Origin of the sequence: Streptomyces yangpuensis, assembly GCF_001005295.1 — a bacterium.
Classification (GTDB): domain Bacteria; phylum Actinomycetota; class Actinomycetes; order Streptomycetales; family Streptomycetaceae; genus Streptomyces; species Streptomyces yangpuensis.
Map to the genome: position 1 here is coordinate 218,742 of NZ_LBMK01000005.1, position 11,961 is coordinate 230,702.

At 73.0% G+C, this 11,961-nt stretch carries 12 protein-coding genes and 1 riboswitch; of the genes, 3 read left to right on the forward strand and 9 right to left on the reverse strand.

The genetic code is table 11. The features are described from left to right. Positions 1-895: serine hydroxymethyltransferase (locus tag AAT21_RS24800; RefSeq protein WP_200904456.1), on the reverse strand; the 895-nt coding region annotated here is incomplete at its 3' end. A gap of 34 nt (positions 896-929) precedes the next feature. Next, a riboswitch (ZMP/ZTP riboswitch) is annotated at positions 930-1,020 on the reverse strand. A gap of 118 nt (positions 1,021-1,138) precedes the next feature. Here AAT21_RS24800 and rocD point away from each other — a divergent pair. Further along, positions 1,139-2,344, forward strand: a complete 1,206-nt coding sequence (gene rocD / locus AAT21_RS24805; protein ID WP_046779177.1) for an ornithine--oxo-acid transaminase — start codon at positions 1,139-1,141, stop codon at positions 2,342-2,344. A 17-nt stretch (positions 2,345-2,361) separates the two neighbouring features. On the opposite strand, the gene AAT21_RS24810 is transcribed toward rocD, so the two are convergent. Together AAT21_RS24810 and AAT21_RS24815 are read right to left on the reverse strand one after the other, a co-directional pair. Then, entirely contained in the window at positions 2,362-3,564 is a 1,203-nt protein-coding gene (locus AAT21_RS24810) for a glutathionylspermidine synthase family protein (protein ID WP_046779178.1), read from the reverse strand. A 7-nt stretch (positions 3,565-3,571) separates the two neighbouring features. Continuing rightward, a complete protein-coding gene (locus AAT21_RS24815) occupies positions 3,572-3,868 on the reverse strand; it encodes a hypothetical protein (RefSeq protein WP_079025947.1) in 297 nt (98 codons plus the stop codon). 104 nt (positions 3,869-3,972) lie between these two features. Between AAT21_RS24815 and AAT21_RS24820 the strand changes: the two genes are divergently transcribed. After that, positions 3,973-4,821 carry a hypothetical protein gene (locus tag AAT21_RS24820; protein ID WP_200904457.1) on the forward strand — a complete coding sequence of 283 codons (849 nt, stop codon included), beginning with the start codon at positions 3,973-3,975 and terminating at the stop codon, positions 4,819-4,821. Positions 4,822-5,141: 320 nt separating this feature from the next. On the opposite strand, the gene AAT21_RS24825 is transcribed toward AAT21_RS24820, so the two are convergent. From AAT21_RS24825 to AAT21_RS24850, 6 genes are all read right to left on the reverse strand, one after another. Continuing rightward, the gene (locus AAT21_RS24825) at positions 5,142-6,098 is read right to left on the reverse strand and encodes a hypothetical protein (protein ID WP_046779180.1); all 957 of its coding nucleotides are present in this window, start codon (positions 6,096-6,098) and stop codon (positions 5,142-5,144) included. 3 nt (positions 6,099-6,101) lie between these two features. Beyond that, positions 6,102-6,449, reverse strand: a complete 348-nt coding sequence (locus tag AAT21_RS24830; protein ID WP_046779181.1) for a hypothetical protein — start codon at positions 6,447-6,449, stop codon at positions 6,102-6,104. Positions 6,450-6,480: 31 nt separating this feature from the next. Beyond that, on the reverse strand, positions 6,481-8,193 hold the full coding sequence (locus AAT21_RS24835; RefSeq protein WP_046779182.1) for a DNA translocase FtsK 4TM domain-containing protein: 1,713 nt from the start codon (positions 8,191-8,193) through the stop codon (positions 6,481-6,483). A gap of 144 nt (positions 8,194-8,337) precedes the next feature. Beyond that, the gene (locus AAT21_RS24840) at positions 8,338-9,327 is read right to left on the reverse strand and encodes a malate dehydrogenase (RefSeq protein WP_046779183.1); all 990 of its coding nucleotides are present in this window, start codon (positions 9,325-9,327) and stop codon (positions 8,338-8,340) included. Between the two features lie 370 nt (positions 9,328-9,697). Continuing rightward, on the reverse strand, positions 9,698-10,129 hold the full coding sequence (locus tag AAT21_RS24845) for a DUF3017 domain-containing protein (protein ID WP_063838146.1): 432 nt from the start codon (positions 10,127-10,129) through the stop codon (positions 9,698-9,700). Next, positions 10,119-10,979 carry a bifunctional methylenetetrahydrofolate dehydrogenase/methenyltetrahydrofolate cyclohydrolase gene (locus AAT21_RS24850; RefSeq protein WP_046779185.1) on the reverse strand — a complete coding sequence of 287 codons (861 nt, stop codon included), beginning with the start codon at positions 10,977-10,979 and terminating at the stop codon, positions 10,119-10,121. Before AAT21_RS24850 ends, AAT21_RS24845 begins: the two co-directional genes overlap by 11 nt. Before the next feature lie 244 nt (positions 10,980-11,223). Here AAT21_RS24850 and AAT21_RS24855 point away from each other — a divergent pair, with 244 nt between their 5' ends. Beyond that, positions 11,224-11,886 carry a hypothetical protein gene (locus AAT21_RS24855; RefSeq protein WP_046779186.1) on the forward strand — a complete coding sequence of 221 codons (663 nt, stop codon included), beginning with the start codon at positions 11,224-11,226 and terminating at the stop codon, positions 11,884-11,886. The last annotated feature ends 75 nt before the right edge of the window (positions 11,887-11,961 follow it).

Genomic DNA, 11,961 nt, shown 5'->3' on the forward strand with positions numbered 1-11,961 from the left:
CGTTGGCGACGACCGCGTGCGCGTACCGGACGAAGGACGGCTGCGCCGCCTCGTGCAGCGCCACCGCGATGCCGGCCGTGGTCTGGTTGTGCGGACCGCCCTGCAGGCCCGGGAAGACGGCCTTGTCGATCGCCTTCGCGTGCTCCTCGCGGCACATCAGCATCGCGCCGCGGGGGCCGCGCAGCGTCTTGTGGGTCGTGGTGGAGATGACGTCCACGTGCCCGGCCGGGGAGGGGTGCGCGCCGCCCGCGATCAGGCCGGCGATGTGGGCGACGTCCGCGACGAGGACCGAGCCCGCCTCGCGGGCGATCTCCGCGAAGGCGGCGAAGTCGATGGTCCGCGGCAGGGCGGTGCCCCCGCAGAAGATCACCTTGGGCCGCTCGGCGAGGGCCAGCTCGCGCACCGCGTCGTAGTCGATGAGCCCATTCGTTTCAGGATCCGCAGTGGCCCGGACGCCGTACTGCACGCCGCGGAACCACGAGCCCGTCGCCGAGACGCCCCAGCCGTGCGTCAGGTGGCCGCCCATCGGCAGGGCCATGCCCATGACCGTGTCGCCGGGCTGTGCGAAGGCCAGGTAGACGGCCAGGTTGGCCGGGGAGCCGGAGTACGGCTGCACGTTGGCGTGGTCCACGCCGAACAGGCCCTTGGCCCGCTCGATCGCCAGGGCCTCGACCCGGTCGATGTTCTGCTGGCCCTCGTAGTAGCGACGGCCGGGGTAGCCCTCGCTGTACTTGTTCTGCAGCACGGTGCCGGAGGCTTCGAGGACGGCCGCGGACACGTAGTTCTCACTGGGGATCAGGCGCAGGGTCTCCGCCTGGAGGACTTCCTCCGCGGCGATGTGGGTCGCCAGTTCGGGGTCGGTCGCGGACAGGGCGGGATGGCGGCTCGCGGACACGGCGGGCTCCTCCGGGGTCGATGTGATCGGTACCCCGCGAGGCCCAGGCGAGCGGCCCTGTATGCGGTCGAGCGCGCACGACTCCCCCGGAGTTGGTTCCCCGTACGCCAGTCGCCGTGCGTACCGAACACCTTAGCGGCCGCGCCACCGGAGAGGTTTCTGCGTCCGGGATACGAGCGACGATAAGAAGGTGACGCCACCCTCGTCACCGCTTCACCGGCCAGACGGACGATCGGAGATCCCGTGTCGACAACTGCTGATGCCATCCGCTCCGCCGACGCGCACAGCGCGCACAACTACCACCCGCTGCCCGTCGTCGTCGCGTCCGCGGACGGCGCGTGGATGACCGACGTGGAGGGCCGCAGATACCTCGACATGCTCGCCGGGTACTCCGCGCTCAACTTCGGGCACGGCAACCGCCGTCTGATCGACGCCGCGCGGGCCCAGCTGGAGCGGGTGACCCTCACCTCGCGCGCCTTCCACCACGACCGTTTCGCCGACTTCTGCACCGAACTCGCCGCGCTGTGCGGCAAGGAGATGGTGCTGCCCATGAACACCGGTGCGGAGGCCGTGGAGACGGCCGTGAAGACGGCCCGCAAGTGGGGCTACGAGGTCAAGGGCGTCCCCGACGGGCATGCCAAGATCGTGGTGGCCGCCGGCAACTTCCACGGCCGGACCACGACCGTCGTCTCCTTCTCGACGGACCACGACGCCCGCGACCACTTCGGCCCGTACACGCCCGGTTTCGAGATCGTCCCGTACGGGGACCTCACCGCGCTGTCGCACGCCGTGACGGAGAACACCGTGGCCGTGCTGCTGGAGCCGATCCAGGGCGAAGCCGGGGTGCTGGTGCCGCCCGCCGGGTACCTGGCCGGCGTACGGGAGCTGACCCGCGAGCGGAACGTGCTCTTCATGGCCGACGAGATCCAGTCGGGGCTCGGCCGGACCGGCCGGACCTTCGCCTGCGAGCACGAGGGGGTCGTCCCGGACGTCTACATCCTCGGCAAAGCGCTCGGCGGCGGTGTCGTGCCGGTGTCGGCGGTGGTCGCCGACCGGGACGTGCTGGGGGTGTTCGGGCCCGGCCAGCACGGGTCGACCTTCGGCGGGAACCCGCTCGCGTGCGCCGTCGCGCTGGAGGTGATCGCGATGCTGCGGACGGGCGAGTTCCAGCAGCGGGCCACCGAACTGGGCGACCACCTCCACCGCGAGCTGGGCATGCTCGTCGGCGGGGGCGCCGTGACCGCCGTACGCGGCCGCGGGCTGTGGGCGGGCGTCGACATCGCCCCCTCCCGCGGTACGGGCCGGGAGATCTCCGAGAAGATGATGGAGCGGCGCGTACTCGTGAAGGACACCCACGGGTCGACCATCCGCATCGCCCCGCCGCTGGTGATCACCAAGGAGGACCTGGACTGGGGGCTGGAACAGCTCCGGTCGGTGCTGTCGGTGTAGCAGCCCCCGGCGGATCCTCAGAGGATGACGTGGGGCAGGAAGCGGGCGTACTCGTCCGTGACCGGCCCCGCCGATTCGCGGATGCCGAGCCCCGCGGCCTCGTCCTCGACGACCCACGCGCCGAGCACCACCCGGTTGCCGTCGAAGTCGGGCAGCGGGGCCAGGCCCTGGAAGCAGTACCGCTCCCCCGGCTCCGCTACGAACGGCACGCCGTCCGGGCCGGGCTCGTGCAGGGTGACGCCCGCGCCCTCGCGGCCGAGGAGCGGCTTGGCCACGAAGCCGGCCGATCCGGGCTCCGCGAGCTCGCGCGGGCCGTCGAGGTAGGCCGGCAGCAGGTTCGGGTGCTCCGGGAACAGCTCCCACAGGATCGCGAGCAGGGCCTTGTTGGAGAGCAGCATCTTCCACAGCGGCTCGATCCAGCAGGTGGTGCCGGAGCCGCCGCCGTGGTCGTAGGTGCCGAGAACCTGCGGGCCGAACTCGTCCGTGGCCAGCCACTCCCACGGGTAGAGCTTGAAGCAGCTGCGGATGAAGCGCAGCTTCTCGTCCACGAACCGGCCGGACAGGCTGTCCCAGCCGATCTGCTCCACGGACAGGGCGTGGGTCTCCAGGCCGGCCTGGTCGGCGGTCTCCTGCAGGTAGGCGACCGTCATCAGGTCCTCGCCGAGCTCGTCGGTCTCGGAGTGCGCGAAGTGCAGCGGGCCGGGCGCCAGCAGTTCCGCCTGGCGGCGCCAGGCGTCGACGAGGCGCTCGTGGAGGGAGTTCCACTGGTCGGCGCCGGGGAACCGCTCCTCCATCCAGAACCACTGCGGGCTGGCCGCCTCCACCAGGGAGGTGGGCGTGTCGGCGTTGTACTCCAGCATCTTGGCAGGGCTGCCGCTGCCGTCGTAGCGCAGATCGAAACGGCCGTACAGGGAGGGCTGTTCGGCACGGCGGCGCCAGGACTCGGCGATCAGTGCCGCGAGCTTGGGATCGGTGATGCCGAGGTCTGCGAACCGGTCCTGCTCGACGATGTGCGCCGCCGCGGCCAGGCACATGGCATGCAGTTCCTCGACGACGTTCTCCAGCGCCTCGACCTCGGGCAGGGAGAAGGAGTAGTACGCGCTCTCGTCCCAGTAGGGGCGCAGCGAGTCGTCGGGGTAACGGGTGAGGGGGTAGATCAGCCCCTGCTCCTCGACCGTCTTCTGCCAGCCGGGCCGGGGCTCGATGGTGTGCCGCTGCATCGTGCGATCAGCCGCCGCTGGAGCTGGAGTGGCCGCCGATGCCGCCACGGGTGACGGCCGACTTGTCGAAGCTGCCGCCGGTGACCTTGCCGTTGCTGACGACGCCGCCGTAGTAGTACGCGCCGGTGCCGCCGGTCCTGCACTCCTTGCTGTTCAGGTGGTCCAGCGTGGAGCGCGACGCGCAGCGCCGGTCCGGTTCGTCGCTGCTGCCGCAGGCCACGAGGGTGGCCGCGAGCAGGCCCATGCCTCCGAGAGCGACCGCGCCGGAGCGCATACGGCGCTGATTGATGCTGCTGCTGTCCATGTCTGCTGCTCCCCCTGGGGCCTGGCGTGCTCCCGACAGACTAGAACGGTGCCCCCGGCCGATGGAATCCGGCCGTCGTGAGATCCGTGACCTAGAGTCATTTCGTGCTGATTGGGATGCTTTGCTCGCTGGGTGCGGCGGTCTGCTTCGGTACGGCGTCCGTCCTGCAGGCCGTCGCGACGCGGGCGGTGGAGCCCGGCAGCGGGTCCGGGGTGGACGCGGCCCTGTTCCTGCGGGCCGCCCGGCAGTGGCGCTATCTGCTCGGCCTCGGCCTGGACGGGGCCGGATTCGTCCTGCAGATCATCGCGCTGCGTCACGTGCCGATCTACGTGGTCGGGGCCGCGCTGGCCGCCAGTCTGGCCGTGACGGCGGTGGTGGCGTCGCGGCTGATGGCGGTGCGGTTGTCCCCGGCGGAGTGGTGCGCGGTGGGCGTGGTGTGCCTGGGGCTGCTGATGCTGGGGCTCTCCGCGGGGGAGGAGGGCAGCGGGACGGGCTCTCCGGCGCTGAAGCTGGGGCTGCTGGCGGTGGCGGCGCTGGTGCTGCTGGGCGGCGCGGTCGCGGGCGGGCTGCCGGACGGGCCGCGGGCCCTGGTCCTCGGCCTGGGCTCGGGCACGGGCTTCGGCGTGGTGGAGGTCTCGGTGCGGCTGATCGACTCGCCGTGGGACGTCGCGAACCCCGCCCTGTACGCGCTCCTGCTGGGCGGGGCGGCCGGGTTCCTGCTGCTCACCTCGGCGCTGGCGCGCGGCTCGGTGACGGTCGCGACGGCCGGGCTGGTGCTCGGCGAGACGATCGGTCCGGCGGTGGTGGGCGTGGTCTGGCTCGGCGACCGCACCCGGGAGGGCCTGACGTGGCTGGCGGTGACCGGCTTCGCCGTGGCGGTGGCCGGCTCGCTGGCCCTGTCCCGCTTCGGCGAACCGAAATCCCCACCGGCCCCGGCCGCACCGCTCGGCTGAGCGGGCCGGGTTTCCCGCCGGCGGCGCCGCCTCTGCCGTGATCCCGCGCATGGCCGGGTGCCGCGCCGGTGCGGGGGCGGAGCCCCCGAGCCCCCGCGGCGGCTCGGCGCCGCCTCCCCCGGCGGAGCCGTCCAAGCCGGGCAGGTACAAGGCCTGACCGGCTCCAGGGCCGGGGCCGGTCCGGCTCCAGGGCCGGGGCCGGTCCGGCTCCAGGGCCGGGGCCGGTCCGGCTCCAGGGCCGGGGCCGGTCCGGCTCCAGGGCCGGGGCCGGTCCGGCTCCAGGGCCGGGGCCGGGAGGCCCGGCCCCGGCCGGTCCGGCGTCAGCCGGCGGGCCGGAACGCCGCCAGCGCCGCCGCGTGGTGGTCCTGCGTGACCTGCCACTCGGCGGCCGGGCCGGCGGTGAGCACCGCCCATTTGCCGCCGTCCGCCGCGACGAAGACGCGTTCGACCCCGCGCCGCACCCCGCGTGACTCCTCGCTGTCGTACTGGTAGACCAGCTCCGCCGCGCCGGAGGAGCCGGAGACCGGGCCGACGCTGATCTCCTCGTACCCGCGGGTGCCGGCCCTGAGGTGGGTGGAGGCCTGCCTGACCGCGGCGAGCGGGCTCAGCTCCGGCTCCGACACCCGGAACACCTGGATCAGCGCGGTCCGGTCGGGCGAGCGGTAGAAGACCCCTTCCTTGAGCTCCTCCCGCACCCAGCCCGCCGGCACGGCGATGGTGAAGCCCGCCGTGTCCTGCCTGGTCTCGTGGGCTCCGCCGCCGGCTGCGGTGCCGGCCGGTCCGGGGGTGGGCGTGCGGGTCGGGCCGGTGCCCCCGGTCGGGGAGCCGGTGGGCGGGGACGGTGACGGGGACGGGGAGCCGCCGGCCCCCGTCGGCGCGCCCGAGGTCACGGTCCCGTTCTTCTCACCCGCGCGGTCGGCGTCGCCCGTGTCCCGGGCCACGAACCACACGGCGGCCGCGCCGATCGCGACGGAGGCGACGGCGATGCCCGCCGTCGCCGGAGTCAGCCACCGGCCGCGCACCGGGCCGGAGGGCCCGGCCGGCGGTCCGGGCGGCGCTGGTGGCCCGGGCGGCGCCTCGTACGGGGGTGGAGGCGGCGCCTGGGCACCCGGTCCGAGCGGGTCGTACGCCGGCGGCGCGGTCGGCGGCTGCGGCGGGAGCGGCGGCAGGCCCGCGGCGGCGCCCGGCGCGGGCCCGGCCGGGGCCGGGTCCACCACCCAGCGCTGTGCCTGCGCGTCCCAGCGGCGCGGGCCCGACGGCGGCTGCGGCGGAGCCACGGATCAGCCCCCCAGCGCGCCGAGCAGGCTGCCCAGGGCGGCGGCCGCGCTCACCGTCTCGATCAGCGGGGCCCAGCGTTCCAGCGCCGCGCGGAGCCGGCCGGCCAGGCCGGGCCTGATCGTCTCCGTGCCTTCCAGCTGCTCGGCGACCCCGTCCAGTTCGGCGTCGAGCGCCGTCCTGTCGGCGCCCCGGGGAGCCTCCCGTACGAGGGCCTCGCGCAGGGCGAGCACCGCGTCCAGCAGCTCCGCCGCGCTGGGTGCGGCCGCTCCCGTACCGCCCTGGTGGACGGTGTTGGTGTTGTGGGAGCCGCCGATGCTGACCGCGCTGCCGTGGATGTCGCCGAACCGCACGGTGGGCTCCTGTGCTCCCCGTGCTCCCCCGTCACCCGTTGCCATGACTCCCCCTGTGTGTGCTGTTGTGGTTCCCGCGGCCGCCGAGGCTGATCGCGCTGTTGGTCACGTCCCCGAAGTGCGCGTTGATGTGGACGTCGGCCCGGCGCGCGAAGGCCTCGGTGTACCAGCCGTTCTCGTCCAGGACGACGGTAATGCCGGCGACGATCCGGTCCTGAACGGTTTTCAGATACCGGTCGAGGTCCATGAGGTGGAACAGCGAGCCGTTGTCCTGTGCGGCGAGTTCGCGCACCGAGGCGCGCGGCCCCTCCGGGCGGGCGCCGCCGTGGCCGCCGGAGGCGATCCGCCACCAGCTCGCGATGCCGCGGCCCAGGGTGACCAGGGACGCCGTGAAGGAGCCGGGTGTGTGCCGCAGGGCCCAGACCGCCTTCCCGAAGCGGCTGTTGTTCAGGTAGCGGTGGGCGTCCGCGTCCGCGTTGTGGAAGGTGACGTGGACAGGCAGCAGCACGTGCGGCGCCACCTCCACCATCATCATCCCGCCCTGGGTGTGGACCCGTACGAAAACGGTGACGACCAGGTTCTCGTCCCAGCCGCCGACGCGGACGCGCAGGAAGTACCGGCGGCGTTCGCCGCCCTCCTCGACGGCGGCCGCCCGGTGCGCCTCGAAGTCGGCTCGCAGGAGCGGGCCTTCGTCGCGGTGGTCCAGGCCGCCGCCCGGCAGGAACACGCAACTGTCGACGACCAGTTCGCGCAGGCGGTCCATCACGGCGGCCTCTGCCTGCGGGGACCCGTGCGGCGAGGGCACCCGCAGCCGCTCCAGCAGCGGCAGGATCCCCGCGATGACGCGGTCGTTGGTGAGCGGCTGCGGTGCGCGGCCGGGTTCGAGGTCCTCGCGGGGGCGCAGCTCGAAGGACACCTGCCAGGGGCGGTAGGACTCGCCGGCCCCGACGAACGGGTCGTTGATGTCGTACAGGACCATCGGCGAGTGCTGCTCGTGGAGGATGCGCTGCCGTACGCGGGCGAACCGGACGCCCTGGTCCGCCTCCGCGGGGTCGGACGCGCGGTGGGCGTACCGGTCCCGGCTCAGGTCTCCGGCGATGGTCCGGGCGACGTGGCCGCGCTGGAGTCCGACCACGGTGACGACCCCGGCGAAGACGGCGGGCACCCAGCCGAGGACGAACCCGGCCGCCGGTCCGCCGATGCCCCCGGAGAAGAGCAGCCCGCCCAGGGCGAACGGGCCGTCGTCCCCGTCGCCGAAGGCGCCGAGCAGGGCCAGCCAGATCCCGAGGACGAGGAGCACGATGACGGCCAGGTTCCACCAGGCGTAGATCCGCACGGCGAGGGCCAGCAGGCGTGGCAGCAGCCCGGACCGGGCCCGGAGCCAGCCCGCGAGGCTCAGCAGCAGGAACGGGACGAGCACCACGGCGAGGGCGCCCCCGGTGAGGAGGGACCCCGCGAACCAGGCGCCGAGGATGCCCAGGGCCCAGCCGATTTCGCCGCGGCGGGCGCGGAGGGCGTGGGCGAGGACACGCGAGGCGTCGAAGCCGTAGGAGGGCGCGACGATCCGCTCCTCGTGGACGTACAGCTCCTCGATGACCCGGTCGCGGTACCCGGCGTCGAGGTAGGTGCCGGCGCACAGGAAGCGGCCGGCCTCGCTGACCGCCGGGTCGACGGGCGGACGGCCGCCCGGAGGGTCGTGCTGCGGATCGCCTGCGGGCTGACGGGGAATCGGGCTCTCGGTCACCGCCCGACTTTAGATTTCCCCTACACCGTCCGACAGGCGGAATCACGCCAAAGCGCCCCGGCCCGTCGGGGCAGGGGCGCTTCGGTTCGTCCGGCTTGCCGAGGTCGCGTCAGGTGTCCGCGGGTCCCGGCGAGCGGTGACGGATCAGATCAGGCCGAGCTCGCGGACCGCGTCGCGCTCCTCCGACAGCTCCTGGACGGAGGCGTCGATGCGGGTGCGGGAGAACTCGTTGATGTCCAGGCCCTGGACGATCTCGTACTTGCCGTCCTTGCAGGTGACGGGGAAGGAGGAGATCAGACCGGCCGGGACGCCGTAGGAGCCGTCCGACGGGATGCCCATGGAGGTCCAGTCGCCCTCGGCGGTGCCGTTGACCCAGGTGTGGACGTGGTCGATGGCGGCGTTGGCGGCCGAGGCGGCGGAGGAGGCGCCACGGGCGTCGATGATCGCGGCGCCGCGCTTGGCGACGGTCGGGATGAAGGTGTCGGCGAGCCACGCCTGGTCGCTGACGACCTCGGCGGCGTTCTTGCCGGCGATCTCCGCGTGGAAGATGTCCGGGTACTGGGTCGCCGAGTGGTTGCCCCAGATCGTCAGGCGCTTGATGTCGGAGACGGCGGCACCGGTCTTGGCTGCCAGCTGCGAGATCGCGCGGTTGTGGTCCAGGCGGGTCATCGCGGTGAAGCGCTCGGCCGGTACGTCCGGGGCGGAGGCCTGCGCGATGAGCGCGTTGGTGTTGGCCGGGTTGCCCACGACGAGGACCTTGATGTCGTCCGCGGCGTGCGCGTTGATGGCCTGGCCCTGCGGCTTGAAGATGCCGCCGTTGGCGGCGAGCAGGTCGCCGCGCTCCATGCCCGCGGTGCGCGGACGGGCGCCCACGAGGAGCGCGACGTTGGCGCCCTCGAAGCCCTTGTTCGGGTCGTCGAAGATGTCGATGCCGGCGAGCAGCGGGAAGGCGCAGTCGTCGAGCTCCATGGCGGTGCCCTCGGCCGCCTTCATGCCCTGGGGGATCTCCAGGAGCCGGAGCTTGACCGGCACGTCCGCGCCGAGCAGGTGACCGGACGCGATACGGAAGAGCAGCGCGTAGCCGATCTGGCCGGCGGCGCCGGTGACGGTGACATTCACAGGAGTGCGGGTCATGGCCTTCTCCGTTAGACAGCTGGCGGTGGGGCGTCCCTGCCCCATGTGCTGGAGGACGCCGCTCCCCTGTAAATCTTGACGTGAAGAGACATCCGCGGTCAGGCTATCCGACCCGGGCGCGGCCCAACCCCCGGGTCCCTGTGGTGCGTGGCACACGGCTCCGGCGTTTCGAAGGTCGAGTCGCTTCCCGGACCTGTATTCGACCAGGAAGATCTGCCCGTCCGCCGGCTCCCGGCCGACGTGACGGAGGCGTTGGGCGCGCGGGCGACCGGTACGGCGTCGAACCCGGCGAAGGCGTACCCGTACACGTCGGGGGACTCCGCCGGAGCCGCACCGACGGTCCGCGCCGCGCCCGGCGGGCACGGCGCACTCAGCGAACGGTGAAGCGGACCGCGCTCTCCAGGAACGGGACTTCCAGCCACGGCTGTGGTTCCATCACCAGCGCGAGCAGCGTGATCGCCACACCCAGCACCCCGTAGGTGATCATGTCGGTGAAGCGGGAGCGCACCGCGAGCATCCCCACCGAGGGCAGCACGCGCCGCAGCACCGACGCCGCGATCAGAGCCACGCCGATCACCAGACAGCCGACCCGGGCCTGCCCGAGCGCCGTGGTCAGCAGGCCCACCGCGGTCGCGGCGAGCACGCTGAGCATCGGCCACTGACGGGCGGAGGTGGACACGGCCCCGGGCACGGCGCGGCCGCTCCCCTCGGGGCGTGCCGTGTCCCGCGTGACCGACGGGAAGCGGCGGGACCTGGCCGTGCCGCTCCCGTTCACCCGCTCGGCGCCCGGCTCAGTTCGCACTGCCGGTCCGCTCCGCCGCCTCGACGACGTTGACGAGCAGCTGGGCGCGGGTCATCGGGCCGACACCGCCCGGGTTCGGCGAGATCCACGCGGCCACCTCGGCGACGCCGGGGTGCACATCGCCGACGATCTTGCCGGACTCGTCGCGGCTGACGCCCACGTCGAGCACGGCCGCGCCGGGCTTCACGTCCTCAGGCTTGACCAGGTGCGGGACGCCGGCCGCGGCGACGATGATGTCGGCCTGGCGCAGCAGCCCGGAGAGGTCGCGCGTACCGGTGTGGCACAGCGTCACGGTGGCGTTCTCGGACTTGCGGGTCAGCAGCAGGCCGATGGACCGGCCGACGGTGATCCCGCGGCCGAGGACCACGACGTGCGCGCCGTTGATCTCGACGTCGTGGTGGCGCAGCAGCTCCACGATCCCGTACGGGGTGCAGGGCAGCGGGCCCGGCTCGTTCAGCACGAGCCGGCCCAGGGAGGTGGGGTGCAGGCCGTCGGCGTCCTTCAGCGGGTCCATCAGCTCCAGGACCCGGTTGGTGTCGATGCCCTTGGGCAGCGGGAGTTGGACGATGTAGCCCGTGCACTCCGGGTTGGCGTTGAGCTCCCGCACGACCTCCTCGATGTCCTCCTGGGAGGCCGTCTGGGGCAGTTCGCGCTGGATGGAGGCGATACCGACCTCGGCGCAGTCCTTGTGCTTGCCGTTGACGTACCAGCGGCTGCCCGGATCGTCGCCGACCAGCAGGGTGCCGAGGCCGGGGGTGATGCCCCGGGCCTTCAGGGCCGCCACACGGGCGGTCAGTTCGGACTTGATCGCGGCCGCGGTGGCCTTGCCATCGAGAATCTGGGCGGTCATGACCCCATCCTCCCGGATGAGGTGGCCATGGTTCCAGTCAAGGCGCTCGCAGGACCGCAGGACCATTGCACTTGCACAACAAGTGACCGGCTGTACGCCAACCGGCTGGACAAGGCGTCACCGCTCGGACCACGATGAAACGACTGAAGTACCGCGGGCAGTGCCGGGGGGCGGACCGCACCGTGCAGGATTCCTCCGTGCTCATTGCCGTGCGTCCCCGCACTTCCACGGAGGAACACCCCAGATGAGTTTCGGCGACCCGCACAATCCGTACGGACAGCAGCCGCAGGGCCAGCCCGGCTACGGCTACCCGCAGCAGGCCCCCCAGAGCGTCCCGCCGCAGGGCGGCTACGCGTACCCGCAGCAGGCCCCGCAGGCCTACCCCGGCGGCCCCGCCGGCTACCCGGGCGGCCCGGGCGGCTACCCCGGCCCCCACATGGAGATGCCCGGCGGCGCGAAGGCGGCCCGGGTCATTCTCTGGATCCTGGGCATCCTCCAGCTGCTGGGCGGCCTGTTCGTCATCATCGCCTTCGCGCTGCTCGGCGTTGCGCTCTCCGACTCCGGCAGCTCCTCCGCGAACGAGGCGGGGGCCGCAGCCGGCACCGTGGGTGCGGTCATCGGCGTCCTGGTCATCGGCCTGTCGCTGTGGCCGATCCTGACCGCGGCCAAGATGGCCAAGGGCGGCAGCGGCGTCCGTGTCTCGGGCATCATCTACGGCTCCGTCCAGAGCCTGTTCGCCGTCTTCGGCGTGCTCGTCAACCTGATGGCGCTCGGCGCGAGCGAGAACTCCGAGGCCGGCCTCACCGCCATCAGTGTCATCCCGTCGCTGATCTCCCTGGCCCTGGGCATCACGATCATCGTCGGCCTGGCGAAGGCCGGCGCCTGGTTCAACCGCCCGCGCTACTGAGCGGGCCCGCCGGAGCCCCGCACACGGCGAAGGCCGCGACCCGCTGCTGCGGGTCGCGGCCTTCGCCGTGATGGG